Origin of the sequence: Amycolatopsis sp. PS_44_ISF1 (genome assembly GCF_032335455.1) — a bacterium.
Lineage (GTDB): Bacteria > Actinomycetota > Actinomycetes > Mycobacteriales > Pseudonocardiaceae > Amycolatopsis.
The window spans coordinates 129,919-148,021 of sequence record NZ_JANUXO010000001.1 but is presented as its reverse complement, the minus strand read 5'-3'; the positions used below and the strand labels follow the sequence as shown (position 1 = coordinate 148,021).

Below are 18,103 nucleotides of genomic sequence, written 5' to 3'. Positions count from 1 at the left end.
ATCGATTATCGCCGATGGCCGTATTGGACGTATTGATTAGCGCTGCTTACTTTCGGTTCGTGACCACTTCCGCTCCCGCCCGTTCTGCTCCCGCCCGACGGGTCAAGGTCGCCGTCGCCGCCGCCGGATTCACCTCGTTCGCCCTGCTCTACGCACCTCAGCCGGTGCTGCCGCAGCTCGCCGCGCAGTACCACCTCGACCCCGCCGGGGCCTCGCTCGCGGTCAGCGTCGCCACCGGTGCGCTGGCCCTCTCCGTGCTGCCGATCGCCGCCCTGTCCGAAGTGGTCGGCCGGCGTCCGGTCATCCTCACCTCGGTGCTGGTGTCCGCGGTGCTCGGACTGCTGCTGCCGCTGATGCCCTCGTACCCGCTGATGCTGGCGCTGCGCGCGGTGCAGGGCATCGCGATCGCGGGCTTCCCCGGGGTCGCCACGGCCTACCTCGTGGAGCGGCTCGGCCGGACCGGCGTGGCCGCGGCCGTGGGCGCGATGATCGCCGGCAACTCCATCGGTGGCATGACCGGGCGGCTCGCGACCGGCTTCACCGCGGGCCCGCTCGGCTGGCGCGGGGCGCTGTCGGTGGTGGCCGGGCTCTCCCTGGTGTGCGCGGTGATCACCGCCGTCGCGCTGCCGCCTTCGGTCCCGCAGCCGGACGCCGGACGGCAGACCCTGCGCGACGTCGGCGCCGGGCTGCTCGCCGCCGTCCGGAAACCGGTGCTGCTCGCCCAGTACGCCGTGGCGCTGCTCGCGATGGGCTCGTTCGTCGCGCTCTACAACGCGGCCGGGTTCCGGCTGACCGGCGCGCCGCTGAACCTGTCACCGGCCATCGCCTCGCTGGTCTTCCTGGCCTACGCGCTGGGCTCGATCTCCTCGGCGATGGCGGGCCGCTTCGCCGCCCGGATCGGCCGCCGCCGCGCCGTGAGCGCCACGCTGCTCCTGATGGCGGTGGGCGCCGCGCTGACGATCTCGGGCTCGCTGGTCGTGGTGGTGCTCGGCTTCGTGGTGCTGACCTGCGCGTTCTTCGCCGCCCACGCGATCGCGAACGGCTGGGCCGCGGCCGAGTCCCCGGCCAACGCACGCGGCCAGGTCGGCGGCACGTACACGCTGATGTACTACCTGGGCAGCAGCATCGGCGGCTCGATCGGCAGCGCGGTCTACGGCCACGCCGGCTGGTCCTGGCTGATCGGCGCGGTCGTGGCCTGGCTGGTGCTGGCGGTCGGCGCGGTGTGGGTGGGCACCACCGCCCGCACGCCCGCCCGGCGGCACGGACTCGCGGTGAAGAGCTCGTGAGGGGCCGGCGCGGATCAGCAGGTCGCGGCGACCAGCAGTCCGCCGCCCACCGGCAGCAGCGCGGGGACCAGGCCCTCGTCCTCACGCATGGACCGGGCGACTTCGCGCAGCGCCAGGGTCTCCGGGTCGCGGCGGGACGGATCGGCGACGCGTCCGCCGACCAGCACGTTGTGGAACGCGATGACCCCGCCGCGGCGCAGCAGGGCCACGCCCTTCTCGTAGTAGCTGGGGAACTCCATCCGGGCCGCGTCGATGAACACCAGGTCGTACCCCCCGGTGGTGAGCCGCGGCAGCACGTCCAGCGCGCGCCCGACGATCAGCCGCGTCCGGCCCGGTGGGTACCCCGCCTCCAGGAACGCCTTGCGCGCGGCCCGCTGGTACTCCGGCTCCAGGTCGATCGAGGTCAGGATGCCGTCGGAAGCCATGCCGCGCAGCAGGTGCAGACCGCTGACGCCGGTGCCCGTGCCGACCTCCACGACCGCCCGCGCCCCCAGCGTCGCGGCCAGGAAGCGCAAGGTCGCCCCCGCTCCCGGGGCCAGCGGGACGCAGCCGAGATCGGCCGCGCGCGCCCGGGCCGCGGCCAATACGGCGTCGTCGGGCAGGTATCCGTCGACGTACTCGGCACCGACCGGATCGGCTGCCGAGGCCGCACGCGTCCCGGAACTCACGCGCGAAGGTTAGCGTTGCCGCTCGGCGAATCCGTGCAGGCTCCCTGGTGAGCCCGTCGAAATAACTTCTCAGGCTGTTCTCAGTCCTGTCTCACTAGAACCATAAGAACAGCCGAGACACTCAGGATCGAGGCACGGGAACTCCGTGCCCCCGGAGCGCGTTGGTCGAGCAGAAGAGGAGACACGCAGATGGAGGTGCCTGCTCCCCTGATGCAGAACGCCGATATGCCCGAGGCCGAGCCGGTCGCCGTCGACGGCGGCGGCGAGGCGGCCTGGACCCCACCCTCGTGGGACGAGATCGTGCGCGAGCACGCCGACCGGGTCTACCGGCTGGCCTACCGCCTCACCGGTAACGCCCACGACGCCGAGGACCTGACCCAGGAGACGTTCATCCGCGTCTTCCGGTCGCTGGCGTCCTACAAGCCCGGCACCTTCGAGGGCTGGCTGCACCGGATCACCACGAACCTGTTCCTCGACCTGGCGCGCCGCCGGTCGCGGGTGCGCATGGAGGGGCTGCCGGACGACACCGACCGGATCGTCGGCGACGACCCGAGCCCGGAGCAGGTCTACACCGACACCCACCTCGACCCGGACCTGCAGGAGGCGCTGGACGAGCTGCCCCCGGAGTTCCGCGCCGCCGTGGTGCTGTGCGATGTGGAGGGCCTGTCCTACGAGGAGATCGGCGCGACGCTCGGGGTCAAGCTGGGCACCGTCCGCAGCCGCATCCACCGCGGTCGCCAGGCGTTGCGCGTTTCGCTCGAGCGCCGTCGCGCGCAGCGGGACGAGTCTGCGAAGGTGTCGGTATGACCGCACCGCGAGGTTGGGGCCTGCCCGAGTCGCACCTGCTGCCGGACGTGGTCGTCGCGTTCGTCGACGGCGAGCTGTCCCTGGGCCCGCGCGAGCGGGCCGCGGCGCACATCGCCCGCTGCCCGGGCTGCGCGGCCGAGGTGACGGCCCAGCGCCAGGCCGTCGCGGCGGTCAAGCGGGCCGGCGCCCCGTCCATGTCGGCCGGCTTCCTGGCCAGCCTCCGCTCCATCCCGGAGCACACCGACCTGCCCAGCGCGCCGGACAACCTGGCGGTGACGGCCGAGGGCCAGCTGGTCGCCATCCAGCGCCCCGACCGCGTGGCCGGGCTGCGGGAGCGCGGGGTGTTCGGCGGCACGCCGCTGGGCTCGACCGCCCCGCTGGGCCAGTCGCCGAACGTGCTCGGCAGTGGCCGCTCCAGCCGGAAGAAGGCGGCCCAGGGAGCCGGCGTGGTCGTCTCGGGCCTGGTGCTGAGCGCGCTGGCGCTGGTGGGGACCTCGGCCGACAGCGGTGAGGGCGCGACCGACCCGGCCACCCTGCCCCAGCCGAACGCCAACCTGTTGCCGGCCCAGCTGGCGGTGCCGAAGCCGGTCCGGCCGGTCGCACCGGCCCCCCTCCAGCCGCCCACGGTCATCCCGGTCAGCGACACCAGCGCGATCGCGGCGGTCCCGGCCCGCTGAAGTGGCCAGTCGCCGTCGGCGGGCGGTGTGGGTCGTGGCCGCGCTGAGGGGTTCCGTGCGTTCGAGGATGCGGATGCAGTGGCCGAGGATGCAGTGCGGCTGAGGATGCAGTGGCTGAGGATGCGGTGCTGCTGAGGGTTTCGGTCAACCCCGGGGTGCGCTCGGACGCAGGCCAAGAGTATCGGTCCGTTATGTCCCTTTCCCTGGGTAGACAACAGCCATTTCACCGTCGTTCGGACACACTCGGGCGTCGAGCCTTGGGTATCGTCGACGCCCAGCCACCTCATCTCAGCCCCGGGGAAAAATGACCGAGCAGCCTGACGCGAACCCTGCCCAGCCGGGCTCCGCCGGCGACGACCGGCTGGGCCCGCGCCCGTTGGACCGGCCCGCGGTGGACCCGGCCCAGACGGCGGTGTTCGGCCGGCCGCACGGGGTCGACGGGGCGTTCGACCAGCTCTACACCCCGGCCGCCAACGGCCGCCGGGACCTGAGCCTCGCGCCGCCCGCGCCCGAATCGCTGGCGGAGGCGTTCCGGCGCCCGCCGGGGGCCGAAGGCGTGCTGCTGGAGCGGCCGCGCGAGGCCACCGGGGACGCGAACGCCGCGGAGGCTCCCCTGTGGACGGACGGCGCGGACCCGTGGCGCGATCCGGCCGCGGGCGCCGTGCTGGCCGGTCCGGCGGTGCCGGCGGAGGACGAGCCGAAGCCCGGTCAGCGCCCGGCCGGGGCGTTGCTGAGCCTGCCCGAGGTGCTGTTCGGCCGCCGGGTCCAGACCAAGGCGCTGGTGCTGCTCGGGGTGGTCGCGCTGCTCGTCGGCGCGGTCGGCGGCCTGGTCGGCTGGTGGGTGGCCGACACCGGGTCCGAGCTCACCGGCAGCGCCACCATCTCCGAGACCGACGCGGCCAAGGAGCGTCCGCCGGGCTCGGTCGCCGACATCGCCAAGCGGGTCTCGCCCGCCGTGGTCTCGCTCGAGGTGTTCAAGCCCGGCGCGGACTCCGGCGAGCAGGGCTCCGGGGTGGTGATCGACCCGCAGGGCTACGTCCTGACCAACGAGCACGTGGTCAACGCCGCGGTCTCCGATCCGTCCACCAAGGTCACCGCCATCTTCAACGACGGCACGCGCACCGAGGCCAAGGTCGTCGGCTCGGACCAGAAGAGCGACCTCGCCGTGGTGAAGGTGAACGTGACCAACCCGGTGGTGCTGCAGATCGGCAGGTCCGCCGGGCTGCAGGTGGGGGACGCGGTGATCGCCGTCGGCTCGCCGCTGGCCCTGCAGAACACCGTGACCTCCGGCATCGTCAGCGCGCTGAACCGGCCCATCACCGCGGGCGGCGACAACGGCGCGCCCCCGGTGACCTACGAGGCGATCCAGACCGACGCGGCGATCAACCACGGCAACTCCGGCGGTGCGCTGGTCGACTCCACCGGCGCGCTGGTCGGCATCAACTCCTCCATCCGCTCCTCCAGCTCCGACGGCGGCAGCATCGGCATCGGCTTCGCCATCCCGAGCGACTACGCGCTCAAGATCGCCAAGGTGCTGATCAAGGACGGCAAGGTCAACCACGCGGACATCGGCATCAACGCCTCGTCCACGGTCGCCGGCTCGGCCACCATGGGCGCGCAGGTGAAGAACGTCGCCCCGAACGGCCCGGCCGCGGCGGCCGGGATCAAGGAGGGCGACGTGATCACGAAGATCGGCGACCGCCCGGTCCGCGACTCCGCCGAGCTGACCGTGGCCGTGCGCAACCACGACATCGGCGAAGTGGTCCCGGTGCAACTGGCCCGCGACGGTGCGCTGCTGGTGGTCGACGTGACCCTCGGCTCGGACTGACCCGGCCGCGACGTCCGGGGTCCGGGCGGACGTAAGGGAACCGTTCGCCCTCGGCCCTGCCGGAGCCAGGGGCGGCCCGGGTAGGCTGAGCCGGTAGCGCGCGAGCGGAGGTTCACGGGTGTTCGACAGTGTCGGCTGGGGCGAAATCCTCGTGCTCATCGTCGCCGGTCTTTTCATCCTCGGGCCGGAGCGGTTGCCCGAGGCGGCTTCGTGGATGGCCAAGAGCGTGCGCAAGGTCCGCGAGTTCGCCACCGGCGCCAAGGAGCAGCTGCGCCAGGAGATGGGACCGGAGTTCGACCAGTTGCGCAAACCGCTGGAGGACCTGCGCGGGCTGCGGAACTTCGACCCCAAGCGCGTGGTCACCCAGCACCTGTTCGACGGTGACTCGGACCCGCTCGGGCTCAGCTCGTTCACCGGCGGCAACGGTTCCAACGGCAGCAACGGCGCGAGCGTCAAGCCGCAGAGCATCGTCCCGCAGCCCGAGCCGCTGAAGCCGGGCGAGCGCCCGCCGGTGGACCCGGACGCCACCTGACCGCTGCGAGTCGCCGTCGATCTTTCTGGGTAGCCTCTGGGTCAACCGTCCGTCAGCTCAGCAGGAGGTCCTGGAATGTCACGCCGCACGGGAGTACTGGCCGCGACGATCGCCGTCGCGACGATGGCGGCCGCCGGCTGTTCCGCTGACGACCGGCCCAGCACCAACCCGTCGCCGCCCACCCTCCCGGCCGTGAATCCCGCCGCCCCCAGCTCCTCGGCCACGCCCGGCGGCGGGTCGAACGTCAAGCGCGGCGCCGACACGGGCAAGCCCGACGTCGACGTGCTGATCACCGTGGCCTACCGGAACGGCCAGGTCACCCCGCCCGCCGGCGTGGTGGACGTGCAGGTCGGCGCCAAGGTGAAGATCTCCGTGACCTCGGACCAGAAGCAGGACATCGACGTGCAGGGCCAGCCGGACCGCAGCGCCGACGTCGGCCCGGACGAGGCCGAGGGCGTGGACTGGACCGTGACGAAGGCCGGCGACACCCAGGTCTCCCTGCGCCAGGCCAAAGTCGTGCTGACCACCGTGCACGCTTCCTGACCCGGAACCGCGGCGAGGAGACCCACCGGCCTCGCCGCGTCCGGGGGTCAGCGCCCGGCGGGGCTGACGTTCAACATCATCCCGGCCAGGCCGCGGGCCCGGACGGTGAGCTTCTTCGCCGCTTCCTTCAGCACCAGCGAAGCGGGCGCGTCCGGCTCGGCCAGCACGATCGGCGTGCCCTCGTCACCCTGCTCGCGCAGCCGCGGGTCGAGCGGGACCTGGCCGAGCAGCGGCACCGGCGAGCCGATGGACTTCGACAGCGAGTCGGCCACCGACTGGCCGCCGCCCGAGCCGAAGACCTCCATCCGCTCACCCGAGGGCGTCTCGAGCCAGGACATGTTCTCGATCACCCCGGCCACGCGCTGGCGGGTCTGCATCGCGATGGCGCCCGCGCGCTCGGCCACCTCGGCCGCGGCCTGCTGCGGGGTGGTGACGACCAGGATCTCCGCGTTCGGGATCAGCTGCGCCACCGAGATGGCGATGTCGCCGGTGCCCGGCGGCAGGTCGAGCAGCAGGATGTCCAGATCGCCCCAGAACACGTCGGCCAGGAACTGCTGGAGCGCGCGGTGCAGCATCGGCCCGCGCCAGACCACCGGTGCGTTGCCCGGGGTGAACATGCCGATCGAGATCACCTTCACGCCGTGGGACTGCGGCGGCATGATCATCGTGTCGACCTTGGTCGGCTTCTCGCGCGCGCCGAGCATCCGCGGGATGGAGTGGCCGTAGATGTCCGCGTCCACCACGCCGACCGAAAGCCCGCGCTCGGCCATGGCCACGGCCAGGTTCACCGTGACCGACGACTTGCCGACCCCGCCCTTGCCCGAGGCCACGCAGTACACCCGGGTCAGCGAACCCGGTTGCGCGAACGGGATCACCGGATCGGTGGCGTCCCCGCGCAGGGACTTGCGGAGCTCGGTGCGCTGCTCGTCGTTCATCACGTCGAGCTCGACCCGCACGTCGGCGACGCCGGGGAGCTTCTTGACGGCTTCGGTGGTGTCCTGGGTCAGCGTCGCCTTGAGCGGGCAGCCGGCCACGGTCAGGTAGATGCCGACGGTGACCACCCCGTCTTCGCCGACCACCACGTCCTTCACCATGCCGAGGTCGGTGATCGGCTTTTTGATTTCGGGGTCGTACACGTCCTTCAGCGCGGTGCGGACGTCGTCGACGCTGGGGAGTTGCTGCGTACTCGTCACCCAGCCCATGTTACGTACTGGTAGCGCGAGGATGTTCCGACGCCTTGGTTCGCCTCGGCTTCACCCCGATGTCGAGGTCTTCGCGCAGCCGTTCCAGCTCGCTGCGCAGGTAGTCGCGGGTGGCCACCTCGCCGACCGCGAGCCGCAGCGAGGCCAGCTCGCGCGCCAGGTACTCGGTGTCGGCCTTGGTCTGGGCGGAGCGCTTGCGGTCCTCGTCCAGCGAGACGCGGTCGCGGTCGTCCTGCCGGTTCTGCGCCAGCAGGATCAGCGGCGCGGCGTACGCGGCCTGCGTGGAGAAGGCCAGGTTGAGCAGGATGAACGGGTACGGGTCCCAGTGGAAGGAGATCCCCACCAGGTTGAGCACGATCCAGACGATCACGATCAGCGTCTGCCAGAACAGGTACTTGCCGGTGCCGAGGAACCGCGCGATGCGCTCGGTGAACCGGCCGAAGGTGTCCGGGTCGATGTTGAGCCGCAGCCGGGCCTGCCCGCGCGGCTGGTCGAGCCGGCGGCCCGAAGTGAGTTCAGGCACGGTGGGCCCCTTGGGTCTCGGCGGAGTGGTCGGGCTCAGGGGCGCGGGAGTCTTCTACGCCGTCGGCGACGTCGCGCAGGCCGGTCTCGCGCCAGTCGTCGGGCAGCAGGTGGTCGAGCACGTCGTCGACGGTGACGGCGCCCAGCAAGTGGTCCTCGGCGTCGACCACGGGGCCGCAGGCCAGGTTGTACGCCGCGAAGTACCGCGTCACCTCGGGCAGCGACGCGTTCGGCCGCAGCGCGGTGAGGTCGGTGTCGACGGCGCTCGCGATCAGCTCGGCCGGCGGCTCGCGCAGCAGCCGCTGGAAGTGCACCACGCCGACGAACCGCCCGGTCGGCGTCGCCGACGGCGGACGGCAGACGAACACCATGGTGGCCAGTGCGGCGGGCAGGTCGGCGTTGCGGATGTGGGCCAGCGCCTCGGCGATCGTCGCGTCGGGGGCGAGGACCACCGGCTCCGGGGTCATCAGCCCGCCCGCGGTGTCGGAGGAGTAGGCCAGCAGCCGCTTGACCGGCGCCGACTCCTCCGGCTCCATCAGGTCCAGCAGCCGCCGCTGCTCGGCCGGGGCCAGCTCGGACAGCAGGTCCGCCGCGTCGTCGGGGTTCATCGCCTCGAGGATGTCGGCGGCGCGCTCCTCGGGCAGGTAGCCCAGCAGTTCCTTCTGGTCGTCGTCGGGCAGCTCTTCGATGACGTCGGCGAGGCGCTCGTCGTCCATCGCGTCGGCCACCTCGTGCCGGCGCTTGAGCGGCAGGTCGCTCACGGTCGCGGCGACGTCGACCGCGCGCATGGTGTCGAACAGCATCAGCAGCTGGCCCGCGCCCTGGGGCTGCCCGGTCAGGTCGGTCAGGCCGAGCCCGGCCACCTCGCTCCACGGCACCACCTGCATCGCCGAGCGGCGGCGGCCCAGCGCGAGGCGGGTGGTGCGTTCGCGGATCGCCAGTTTGGCCAGCACCCAGTCCCGGGTGCGGGTGGGCTCCAGCGCGGCGTCGACGACGGTGACCCGGGTCTCGGTGCCGACCAGCGTCGAGTGCGCGTCGAGCAATTGCCCGCACACCAGCACTTCGTTGGGGCGCTGGGTGAAGTGGCGCATGTTGACCGAGCCGGTGGCGAGCGTCACGGCGTTCGGCTCGATCGCGGTCACGCGCAGCATGGGCACGAACACCCGCCGCCGCGTCGCCAGCTCGACCACCAGGCCGAGGACCCGCGGCGGCTGCTGGTCGAGCCGCAGGCCCGCGACCACGTCGCGGACCTTCCCGATCGACTCCCCGTCGGGTCCGAACACCGGCAGACCGGCCAGCTGAGCGGCGAAAACCCTGTTCACGGGGGACATGCACCAGACCCTATCGGCTGCCGCGCCGGTGCGCCCGCGCTGCCCAACCGGGCGTTCTCCGCGTCCTCTCAGTCAGGACATGGCCCAGGAAACCAGGCACGGGAGGGCCTCGACGGCGGGCTGCTCGTCGCCGAGGTCCCCGGTGTCGCGTAGGTCTTCGGCGAACCACAGCAGGTTCTGCACCGCGCGGACCAGCGTCCAGGCCTTCACCCGCCCGGCGTCCAGTCCGGTGGCCGCGGTCTTTTCGTCCAATGTGGACTCGGTGAACCGGTTCCACAGCAGGGAGAACACCCCGTACTCCAGGTCCCCGGCGAGCGGTTTGGGGTCGATCACCAGCCACGGCTCGCGCTGTCCGGCCAGCACGTTCTCGTAGTGCAGGTCTTCGTTCACCAGCGCGTGACCGGACGAGGGGCCGAGGTCGCGGCACACCTCGAGCGCGGCGTCGAGGGCTCGGCGGGGGAGCGGACGGCCCAGCTCGTGCCAGGACTTCGGCAGCTCTTCGAGCCACCGTTCGGCCTCGCCGCGCAGGGTCCGCGCCAGCTCGGGCGGCGCGGGCACGGCGAGGCGCCGGGCCAGCCCGCTCATCACTCCGACGGCTTCGAGCACCGGCTCGTCGTCCAACGTCCGGGTGTGGTCGAGGCGTTCGAGCAGCAGCGCCCCGGCTTCGGGCGCGGACTCCAGCAGCAGCACGGCCCCGCGACCGGCCCATGTGGACAGTGCGAGCGGCTCGTAGCGCGATTCCTCCTCCACCCAGCCGAGCTTGAGCACCACCGGGGTGCCGTCGTCCCGGCGCGCGGGCTGGGCGACGCCGACGAAGCCGTGCATCGCTTCGCCTTCGAAGGTCAATCCCCACTCGCGGGCGTACTGCCCGGCGAGGCCGGGCAAGGCGGCGAGCCAGGGCCGGCTCCCGGGCCCGAGCACGCGCGGCGCGCGGGCGGCGAAGGCGGGCGGGATCCGCAGCGGGGTCACCGGGCCAGCCTTTCAGGGGCGTCCAGTCCATTTCCCGGACCGCGCCGCGCGCGTAGAGTGGGAAGGCCAGGGGTGGACCTACGGAGCTGCCATGATCGTCGAGATCCTGAGTGCGGTCGTCGTTGCGGGCGGGGTGTGGATGGGTTCCGCCCTGCGAGTGGTGAAGCAGTACGAGCGCGGCCTGGTCTTCCGCTTCGGCCGGGTCCGGCCGAAGGTGCGCGGACCCGGGCTGGCCGTGCTGTGGCCGGTGGCCGACCGGCTGCAGAAGGTCAACCTGCAGATCGTCACCATGCCGGTGCCCGCGCAGGACGGCATCACCCGCGACAACGTCACCGTGCGCGTCGACGCGGTGGTGTACTTCAAGGTGGTCGACCCGGTCCTGGCCACGGTGAACGTGCAGGACTACCGCGCCGCCGTCGGGCAGGTCGCGCAGACCTCGCTGCGCTCGATCATCGGCAAGAGCGACCTCGACGACCTGCTGTCCAGCCGCGAGCGGCTCAACCAGGGCCTGGAGCTGATGATCGACAGCCCGGCGCTGGACTGGGGCATCCACATCGACCGCGTGGAGATCAAGGACGTGGCCCTGCCGGAGACGATGAAGCGCTCGATGTCCCGCCAGGCCGAGGCCGAGCGGGAGCGCCGTGCCCGGGTGATCTCCGCCGACGGCGAGCTGCAGGCTTCGCACAAGCTCGCCCAGGCGGCGGCCACGATGGCCGACACCCCGGCCGCGCTGCAACTGCGCCTGCTGGAGACGGTGGTGCAGGTTTCGGCGGAGAAGAACTCGACCCTGGTGCTGCCGTTCCCGGTGGAACTGCTGCGGTTCCTCGACGCGGCCACCCCCCGGCCCCCCGCGGCGGTACCCCCGGAACCCCCGGCTGCGGCCGATCCCGAGACCAACGGCCGGGTCACCCCGGCACCCCGCCGGCCCGGCGACGCCCAGCCCCAGCCCGACTAGGTCACGGGCCGAGGTACCCGTTGACGCCCAGCAGGATGAACGTCACGAAGAAGCCGACGTACAGCGCGATGATCACGTAGCCGATCACCACGGCGGCCAGCGCCATGCCACGGCCACCGGCCTCGCCGCGATTGGCCTTGCTCAGCGCGATGTGGCCCATGATCACGCCCGGGACCGCGACCAGGCAGGTCAGCAGCCCGATCAGCGAGCACACCAGCGCGCCGACCGCGAGCCCGGTGTCCAGCGATGCGGCTCCCGGCTGTCCGTACGGCGAGTACGGCCGGCCGTAGGGCTGGGGGTACGGCTGCTGCGGGTACGGCTGCCCGTACGGCTGCTGGGGGTAGGGCTGCACCTGGTCCTGCGGTGCGCCGGCCGGGTAACCGGTCGTCGCGCCCGGGTAGGGCGATCCGGGATGGGTGGGCGGCGGATAGGCCGACGGCGCGGCGAACGGGTCCGGGCCGGACGCTCCCGGCATCGCTACGGTATCGGAGGCAGTGGTGTCGGGGGCGCTGGTGCCGGGCCCGCCGGTGTGGTGCGCGGCGGGGTCCGGGTAGGGGACCGCGGTGGCCGGGGGGTCGAAGTGAACCGGCTCGGGCGGGGCGTACGGGGTGGGCGCGTAGCTCGTCGCGCCGCCCATGGTGGGGTCGCCCGGCCGGTCCTGCGACCAGGTCTCGGACACCTCGGCCGGCTTCGGCGGCGACGGGGCCTCGGCCGGGCGGGACGGCTCAGCCGGGTCGGTCGGGTTGGTCATCGGGGGTCCCCTCGGGTCGTGCGGGTCTCCACCGTAGCGGGACGCCTCAGCCGAAGGCCCCGTGCGCGGCCAGCTCGTGCACGACGAACGGGATCATGATCCCCCACACCACCAGGCCGAGGTACCCGATCACGAAGCCGGCGACGGCCACCGCGCCCCCGGTCGCCGCGCCGCGCCGCGACCGGGCGTGGGCGACGTGGCCCATGATGATCCCCGCGATCGCCGCCGGGGCGCAGACGATCAGCCCGGCGATCGAGCACACCAGCGAGCCGATCGCCAGTCCCGCACCCGGCGGCGGCCCCTGCGGCGGGTACGGCTGGTGCTCGAACGACGGGGGCTCGTAACCCTCACTCATCGCCTGTCCCTCCATCTTCGAAACCACGCCGTCGAAATCACCCAAGCGAAACCACCCAGCCGAAAACGCCCCAGGCCGGCCGGTTTCCGCACCTTAACGGGCGGAACCGGCCACCCGGCGTGAGCACCCTCATAGCCGGGCGGCCGGTTTATCGTCATACTCGCCGGTAACCCCAGCGCCGGGAGCCGGCGTCGCCCCGCCGAAGGGAATCTGTGATGGCCCGCCTCGCCCAGACCGCCGGCCTGACCGACGTGCAGTCCGAAATCCTCGCGACGGTCCGCTCGTTCGTGGACAAGGAGGTCATCCCGCACGCGCAGGAGCTGGAGCACTCCGACACCTACCCGGCGGAGATCGTCGAGGGCATGAAGGAGATGGGCCTGTTCGGGCTCACCATCCCCGAGGAGTACGGCGGGCTCGGCGAGTCGCTGCTCACCTACGCGCTGGTGGTCGAGGAGATCGCGCGCGGCTGGATGAGCGTGTCCGGCGTGATCAACACGCACTTCATCGTCGCGCACATGATCTCCCGCCACGGCACCGAGGAGCAGAAGCGGCACTTCCTGCCGCGCATGGCGACCGGTGAGGTCCGCGGCAGCTTCTCGATGTCGGAGCCGGACCTCGGCTCGGACGTCGCGGCGATCAAGACCCGCGCCCGGCGCGACGGCGACGGCTACGTCATCGACGGGGCCAAGATGTGGCTGACCAACGGCGGCAGCTCCACCCTGATCGCACTGCTGGTCAAGACCGACGAGGGCGCGGAGAAGGCCCACCGCAACCTCACCACGTTCCTGGTCGAGAAGCCCGAGGGCTTCGGCGAGGTGGCCCCCGGCCTCACCATCCCGGGCAAGATCGAAAAGATGGGCTACAAGGGCGTCGACACCACCGAGGCCGTGTTCGACGGCTTCCGCATCGGCGCGGACAAGGTGCTCGGCGACGCTCCCGGCCAGGGCTTCTCGTTCATGATGGACGGGGTCGAGGTCGGCCGCGTGAACGTCGCGGCACGGGCGTGCGGGATCGCGATCCGCGCGTTCGAGCTGGCCGTGGACTACGCCCAGCAGCGCAAGTCCTTCGGCAAGCCGATCGCCGAGCACCAGGCGATCGCGTTCAAGCTCGCGGAGATGGCCACCAAGGTCGAGGCGGCCCACCTGATGATGGTGAACGCCGCGCGGCTCAAGGATTCCGGGGCCCGCAACGACGTCGAGGCCGGGATGGCGAAGCTGATCGCGAGCGAGTACTGCGCCGAGGTCACGCAGGAGTCGTTCCGCATCCACGGCGGTTACGGCTACTCCAAGGAGTACGAGATCGAGCGCCTGATGCGCGAGGCCCCGTTCCTGCTGATCGGCGAGGGCACCAGCGAGATCCAGAAGACCATCATCAGCCGCGGCCTCCTGCGCGAGTACAAGGCGAAGTCCTGACGCAGTGGACTACTGCCGGCCGGGGCCGGCGGTGGTCCACTGAGGACACTCCGGTGAGCATCACCTCGGAAAGCCGACCGGTCCGCTTCGGCCGCCGCGCTCGCGCCGGGCTTCGGTGAACACCCTTCACCGGCGGCCGGTGGCCCACGCGGTTCGCACGGTTCGCCGGTTCTTGACAAGATGGGCCCTCCGGTCCGGACGAGCGCGTTGGAGACGATGGTGAGCACTCCCTTGGGCGGCGGGCGCGAGCAACCGGCCCGGCCGCCGCGGCTCCCGACCCCGCCCACCGGCTGGCCGATCGGCTCGTACCGCACCTACGGCGAGGCCCAGCGGGCGGTGGACTTCCTGGCCGAGGGCGAGTTCCCGGTCACCGACGTGACCATCGTCGGGGTCGACCTGATGCTCGTGGAACGCGTGATCGGCCGCATGTCCTGGGGCCGGGCGCTGGCCGCGGGCGCGGTTTCCGGCGCGTGGTTCGGCCTCTTCGCCGGACTGCTGCTCGGGCTGTTCGTGAACCAGGGTTTCCCGCTGCAACTGCTGAGCGGACTGGCGCTCGGCGTGCTGGCCGGGCTCCTGTTCTCCGCCATCGGTTACGGCCTCTCGCGCGGGCGCCGTGATTTCTCCTCGGCGAGCCAGCTCGTCGCCGGCCGCTACGACGTGCTCTGCCAGCCGCGCACGGCCGAGCAGGGCCGCGAGCTGCTGGCGAAGCTGGCGCTCAAGCCACCCGCCACCCCCGCCTGAGCCCGGCGGGCCCCACCCCGAGCCCCCGGCGCAACCCGGCCATCGTTGCCGCCGCGCACCCGTCGGCGCCGAAGATCCGCCGCCGCACCCGGTCTCCCGCCCGGCGGTACTTCTACCGCCGCACTCGCGTCACCCGTCCGAGGCGGTGCCGCCGGTGGAATTCCCGATGGCCATGGAGTTCCCGGCGTTTCACCCGGCACAGGGCTGAATCGTTACCGATACTGCTTGCGGGGTGTGATCGCCCGGCATAGGTTGGCCGACACCAAGTCGGCCGGTCGTGACCTGCGCAGCACGATCGGCTGATCACTAGCACGTCGGGGTGCTGGCGCGGTCGGCCTCATCGCGTCGTGATGCCTGGGGGCTTCACGGTAACCGACGTGCACGCGGGTGAGGAGGCAATCTAATGGGGAAGAAGAGGCTGCGGGGGCGTTCGCCCGCGAGGGCCGCCGCGCTGCTGGCCGCGGGGCTGGTGACCACGGGCCTGGTGGCCGGTTGCGGGTCCGGTTCCGGGGTCCGGATCAACGTCTACTACGCGCCCGAGGACCACTTCCAGACCGTCGTCGACAACTGCAACAAGGCGGCGGCCGGGCGTTACGAGATCGTCTACAACAAGCTCCAGCGCGGCGCCGACGACCAGCGCATCCAGATGGCCCGCCGGCTCGCGGCCGGCGACACCTCGATGGACGTGCTCGGCCTCGACGTCACCTGGGTCTCGGAGTTCGCCGAGGCGGGCTGGGCCCAGGAGTGGACCGGCGAGGACAAGGCGGCGGCCACGGCCGGGGTGCTCAAGGCGCCGATGGAGACCGCCACCTACGACGGGAAGGTCTACGCGGCCCCGAAGAACACCAACATCCAGCTGCTCTGGTACGACGACCGCATCACCCCGAGCCCGCCCCGGACGTGGGAGGCGATGATGCAGATGTCGCAGCAGCTCAAGAGCGAGCACAAGCCGTACAGCATCGTGTTCACCGGGGCCCAGTACGAGGGCCTGGTGGTCGTCTACAACACGCTGGTCGAATCCCTCGGCGGCCACATCCTGTCCGACGACGGCAAGTCCGTGGTGATGGACGCCGGCGCGGTGCAGGCGCTGCAACTGCTCAAGCAGGTCACCTCCTCGGGCATCACCGATCCGTCGCTGACCAACCAGAAGGAGGACGACGTCCGCCAGACGTTCCAGCGCGGTGACGCCGCGTTCGAGCTGAACTGGCCGTTCGTCTACCCCTCCTACGCCGAGGAGAAGCCGCAGGACCTGGCCCACTTCAAGTGGGCGGTGTACCCGCAGGCCAAGGCGGGCACGCCGGCGAAGACCACGATCGGCGGCTACGACCTCGCGGTGAGCACGTACTCCGCGCACAAGCCGCAGGCCTTCGAAGCCGCGCTGTGCCTGCGCAGTGCGGAGAGCCAGAAGTTCTCGGCCATCAACGACGGCGTGCCGCCGACCATCGAATCGGTGTACCACGACGACGTGCCGGTGGACGCGGCGAAGCCGGCTTCGGCCGACAACCCGAACATGGCGGTGAAGTACCCGATGCGCGACACCATCCTGAGCGCGCTGAGCACCGCCGCCGTCCGCCCGCTCACCCCCGCGTACCAGAACGCCGCGACGGTGATGGCGAAGATCCTTTCGCCGCCTTCGGACATCGACCCGCCGGCGACGGCGGACAAACTGCGAGAGCAGCTCAACGACGCGCTCCAGTCGAAGGGAGTGATCCCGTGACGGTCCAGGACCCCGCGGCCGGAACGGGCGCGACGGCCACGCACCAGACGGCCACCCACCGGAAGGGCAAACCCGCGCTCAGCGAAGGGAAGAAGGCCGAGCGCCGGCTCGGGCTCTGGCTGTGCGCGCCCGCGTTCCTGGTGATGGTGGCGGTGACCGGCTACCCGATCATCTACTCGGTGTGGCTCTCCCTGCAGCGCTACGACCTGCGGTTCCCCCTGCAGCACGAGTTCGTCGGCCTGGCCAACTACGCGGCCGTGCTGTCCAACTCGTACTGGTGGACGGCGTTCGGCACGACGATGCTGCTGACCGTGGTGTCGGTGGCGATCGAGTTCGTGCTCGGCATGCTGCTGGCGCTGGTCATGCACCGCACGCTGGTCGGCCGGGGATTGGTGCGCACCGTCGCGCTGATCCCGTACGGCATCGTCACGGTGGTCGCGGCGTACTCGTGGTTCTTCGCGTGGACGCCGAAGAGCGGCTACCTGGCGAACCTGCTCGCCTCGGGCGGCGCGCCGCTGACCGAACGGTGGCCCTCGCTGTTCATCATCATCTCGGCCGAGGTGTGGAAGACCACGCCGTTCATGGCGCTGCTGCTGATGGCCGGGCTGGCGCTGGTGCCGGACGACCTGCTCAAGGCCGCCTCGATGGACGGAGCCACGGCCTGGCAGCGGTTCACCAAGGTGATGCTGCCGGTGATGAAGCCGGCGATCCTGGTCGCGCTGCTGTTCCGCACGCTCGACGCGTTCCGCATCTTCGACAACATCTTCGTGCTGACCAACGGCGCGCAGGACACCGGATCCGTGTCGATGCAGACCTACGACAACCTGGTCAAGGGGCTCAATCTCGGCATCGGCTCCACCATGGCGGTGCTGATCTTCATCACGGTGGCGATCATCGCGTTTATCTTCATCAAGGTGTTCGGCACCGCCGCACCCGGCAGCGACAACGGGGGTAAACGCTGATGGTCATGGGTGGAGCGGTCACGACCGGCCGCAAGATCCGCTGGGGGCTGGTGGACATCCTGGTGGTGGTGTTCGCGCTCGTCCCGGTGCTGTGGGTGGTTTCGCTGTCCTTCAAGACCAAGGACACCCTCGCCGACGGCAGCTTCTTCCCGAAGTCGTGGACGCTGAAGAACTACGCCGACATCTTCCAGACCACGGAGTTCATCCGGGCGCTGGTGAACTCGATCGGCATCGCGGTGATCGCCACGGTGATCGCGGTGGCGCTGGGCACGATGGCGGCCTACGCCATCGCGCGGCTCGACTTCCCCGGCAAGCAGTTGCTGGTGGGGCTCTCCCTGCTGATCGCGATGTTCCCGCAGGTTTCGCTCGTCACACCGCTGTTCAACATCGAGCGCAGTCTCGGCCTGTTCGACACCTGGCCCGGACTGATCCTGCCGTACATCACGTTCGCGCTGCCGCTGTCGATCTACACGCTTTCCGCGTTCTTCCGGGAGATCCCGTGGGAGCTGGAGAAGGCGGCGAAGATGGACGGGGCGACGCCCGCGCAGGCGTTCCGCAAGGTGATCGCGCCACTGGCCGCACCGGGCGTGTTCACCACGGCGATCCTGGCGTTCATCTTCTGCTGGAACGACTTCCTGTTCGCCATCTCGCTGACGTCCACCACGGCGTCGCGCACGGTGCCGGCCGCGCTGTCGTTCTTCACCGGGTCCTCGCAGTTCGAGGACCCGACGGGTCAGGTGAGCGCGGCCGCGGTCGTGATCACCGTCCCGATCATCCTGTTCGTGTTGTTCTTCCAGCGTCGCATCGTGGCGGGGCTGACGTCCGGTGCGGTGAAGGGCTGATCC

The 18,103-nt window shown here is 71.3% G+C and carries 19 protein-coding genes; 12 read left to right on the top strand and 7 right to left on the bottom strand.

Annotation, left to right across the window (positions count from 1 at the left end; translation table 11 throughout):
• The first annotated feature begins 59 nt into the window (after positions 1–59).
• Positions 60–1,286 carry an MFS transporter gene (locus NYF13_RS00655; protein WP_315653510.1) on the top strand — a complete coding sequence of 409 codons (1,227 nt, stop codon included), beginning with the start codon at positions 60–62 and terminating at the stop codon, positions 1,284–1,286.
• A 14-nt stretch (positions 1,287–1,300) separates the two neighbouring features.
• Here the strand turns inward: NYF13_RS00655 and NYF13_RS00650 are convergent, their stop codons facing one another.
• Entirely contained in the window at positions 1,301–1,954 is a 654-nt protein-coding gene (locus NYF13_RS00650) for an O-methyltransferase (RefSeq protein WP_315653509.1), read from the bottom strand.
• Positions 1,955–2,143: 189 nt separating this feature from the next.
• Here NYF13_RS00650 and sigE point away from each other — a divergent pair, with 189 nt between their 5' ends.
• From sigE to NYF13_RS00625, 5 genes are all read left to right on the top strand, one after another.
• Positions 2,144–2,761 carry an RNA polymerase sigma factor SigE gene (gene sigE / locus NYF13_RS00645; protein ID WP_315653508.1) on the top strand — a complete coding sequence of 206 codons (618 nt, stop codon included), beginning with the start codon at positions 2,144–2,146 and terminating at the stop codon, positions 2,759–2,761.
• Positions 2,758–3,438 (top strand): zf-HC2 domain-containing protein, encoded by a 681-nt coding sequence (locus NYF13_RS00640; protein WP_315653507.1) that lies wholly within the window; start codon positions 2,758–2,760, stop codon positions 3,436–3,438. Before sigE ends, NYF13_RS00640 begins: the two co-directional genes overlap by 4 nt.
• Before the next feature lie 304 nt (positions 3,439–3,742).
• Entirely contained in the window at positions 3,743–5,266 is a 1,524-nt protein-coding gene (locus NYF13_RS00635) for a trypsin-like peptidase domain-containing protein (RefSeq protein ID WP_315653506.1), read from the top strand.
• A gap of 118 nt (positions 5,267–5,384) precedes the next feature.
• Positions 5,385–5,798, top strand: a complete 414-nt coding sequence (gene tatB / locus NYF13_RS00630) for a Sec-independent protein translocase protein TatB (protein ID WP_315653505.1) — start codon at positions 5,385–5,387, stop codon at positions 5,796–5,798.
• Between the two features lie 75 nt (positions 5,799–5,873).
• Entirely contained in the window at positions 5,874–6,341 is a 468-nt protein-coding gene (locus tag NYF13_RS00625; RefSeq protein WP_315653504.1) for a hypothetical protein, read from the top strand.
• Positions 6,342–6,388: 47 nt separating this feature from the next.
• Here NYF13_RS00625 and NYF13_RS00620 read toward each other — a convergent pair whose 3' ends face one another.
• From NYF13_RS00620 to NYF13_RS00605, 4 genes are all read right to left on the bottom strand, one after another.
• On the bottom strand, positions 6,389–7,534 hold the full coding sequence (locus NYF13_RS00620; RefSeq protein WP_315653503.1) for a P-loop NTPase: 1,146 nt from the start codon (positions 7,532–7,534) through the stop codon (positions 6,389–6,391).
• A 10-nt stretch (positions 7,535–7,544) separates the two neighbouring features.
• A complete protein-coding gene (locus NYF13_RS00615; RefSeq protein ID WP_315653502.1) occupies positions 7,545–8,066 on the bottom strand; it encodes a DUF1003 domain-containing protein in 522 nt (173 codons plus the stop codon).
• A complete protein-coding gene (locus NYF13_RS00610) occupies positions 8,059–9,396 on the bottom strand; it encodes a magnesium transporter MgtE N-terminal domain-containing protein (protein WP_315653501.1) in 1,338 nt (445 codons plus the stop codon). Before NYF13_RS00610 ends, NYF13_RS00615 begins: the two co-directional genes overlap by 8 nt.
• Positions 9,397–9,468: 72 nt before the next feature.
• On the bottom strand, positions 9,469–10,365 hold the full coding sequence (locus NYF13_RS00605) for an aminoglycoside phosphotransferase family protein (protein ID WP_315653500.1): 897 nt from the start codon (positions 10,363–10,365) through the stop codon (positions 9,469–9,471).
• A gap of 91 nt (positions 10,366–10,456) precedes the next feature.
• Between NYF13_RS00605 and NYF13_RS00600 the strand changes: the two genes are divergently transcribed.
• The gene (locus NYF13_RS00600) at positions 10,457–11,320 is read left to right on the top strand and encodes a slipin family protein (protein ID WP_315653499.1); all 864 of its coding nucleotides are present in this window, start codon (positions 10,457–10,459) and stop codon (positions 11,318–11,320) included.
• Position 11,321: 1 nt separating this feature from the next.
• Here NYF13_RS00600 and NYF13_RS00595 read toward each other — a convergent pair whose 3' ends face one another.
• On the bottom strand, positions 11,322–12,071 hold the full coding sequence (locus NYF13_RS00595) for a DUF4190 domain-containing protein (protein ID WP_315653498.1): 750 nt from the start codon (positions 12,069–12,071) through the stop codon (positions 11,322–11,324).
• Between the two features lie 46 nt (positions 12,072–12,117).
• On the bottom strand, positions 12,118–12,471 hold the full coding sequence (locus NYF13_RS00590; RefSeq protein ID WP_315653497.1) for a DUF4190 domain-containing protein: 354 nt from the start codon (positions 12,469–12,471) through the stop codon (positions 12,118–12,120).
• A gap of 170 nt (positions 12,472–12,641) precedes the next feature.
• On the opposite strand from NYF13_RS00590, the gene NYF13_RS00585 reads away from it, so the two are divergent.
• The 5 genes from NYF13_RS00585 (at position 12,642) to NYF13_RS00565 (ending at position 18,100) form a co-directional block, all read left to right on the top strand.
• Positions 12,642–13,838, top strand: a complete 1,197-nt coding sequence (locus tag NYF13_RS00585) for an acyl-CoA dehydrogenase family protein (RefSeq protein WP_315653495.1) — start codon at positions 12,642–12,644, stop codon at positions 13,836–13,838.
• A 216-nt stretch (positions 13,839–14,054) separates the two neighbouring features.
• The gene (locus NYF13_RS00580; protein ID WP_315657115.1) at positions 14,055–14,579 is read left to right on the top strand and encodes a general stress protein; all 525 of its coding nucleotides are present in this window, start codon (positions 14,055–14,057) and stop codon (positions 14,577–14,579) included.
• A 403-nt stretch (positions 14,580–14,982) separates the two neighbouring features.
• Positions 14,983–16,296 carry an ABC transporter substrate-binding protein gene (locus tag NYF13_RS00575; RefSeq protein WP_315653494.1) on the top strand — a complete coding sequence of 438 codons (1,314 nt, stop codon included), beginning with the start codon at positions 14,983–14,985 and terminating at the stop codon, positions 16,294–16,296.
• A complete protein-coding gene (locus NYF13_RS00570; protein WP_315653493.1) occupies positions 16,293–17,258 on the top strand; it encodes a sugar ABC transporter permease in 966 nt (321 codons plus the stop codon). The genes NYF13_RS00575 and NYF13_RS00570 overlap by 4 nt, the downstream gene beginning before the upstream one ends.
• On the top strand, positions 17,258–18,100 hold the full coding sequence (locus NYF13_RS00565; RefSeq protein ID WP_315653492.1) for a carbohydrate ABC transporter permease: 843 nt from the start codon (positions 17,258–17,260) through the stop codon (positions 18,098–18,100). Before NYF13_RS00570 ends, NYF13_RS00565 begins: the two co-directional genes overlap by 1 nt.
• Positions 18,101–18,103 lie beyond the last annotated feature (3 nt).

Excerpts from the sequence above, each read along its gene's own strand:
- NYF13_RS00565 (WP_315653492.1), top strand. The coding sequence starts at position 17,258 with ATGGTCATGGGTGGAGCGGTCACGACCGGCCGCAAGATCCGCTGGGGG.
- sigE (WP_315653508.1), top strand. The coding sequence starts at position 2,144 with ATGGAGGTGCCTGCTCCCCTGATGCAGAACGCCGATATGCCCGAGGCC.
- NYF13_RS00600 (WP_315653499.1), top strand. The coding sequence starts at position 10,457 with ATGATCGTCGAGATCCTGAGTGCGGTCGTCGTTGCGGGCGGGGTGTGG.
- NYF13_RS00640 (WP_315653507.1), top strand. The coding sequence starts at position 2,758 with ATGACCGCACCGCGAGGTTGGGGCCTGCCCGAGTCGCACCTGCTGCCG.
- NYF13_RS00575 (WP_315653494.1), top strand. The coding sequence starts at position 14,983 with ATGGGGAAGAAGAGGCTGCGGGGGCGTTCGCCCGCGAGGGCCGCCGCG.
- NYF13_RS00610 (WP_315653501.1), bottom strand. The coding sequence starts at position 9,396 with ATGTCCCCCGTGAACAGGGTTTTCGCCGCTCAGCTGGCCGGTCTGCCG.
- NYF13_RS00585 (WP_315653495.1), top strand. The coding sequence starts at position 12,642 with ATGGCCCGCCTCGCCCAGACCGCCGGCCTGACCGACGTGCAGTCCGAA.
- NYF13_RS00580 (WP_315657115.1), top strand. The coding sequence starts at position 14,055 with ATGGTGAGCACTCCCTTGGGCGGCGGGCGCGAGCAACCGGCCCGGCCG.
- NYF13_RS00635 (WP_315653506.1), top strand. The coding sequence starts at position 3,743 with ATGACCGAGCAGCCTGACGCGAACCCTGCCCAGCCGGGCTCCGCCGGC.
- NYF13_RS00595 (WP_315653498.1), bottom strand. The coding sequence starts at position 12,071 with ATGACCAACCCGACCGACCCGGCTGAGCCGTCCCGCCCGGCCGAGGCC.
- NYF13_RS00625 (WP_315653504.1), top strand. The coding sequence starts at position 5,874 with ATGTCACGCCGCACGGGAGTACTGGCCGCGACGATCGCCGTCGCGACG.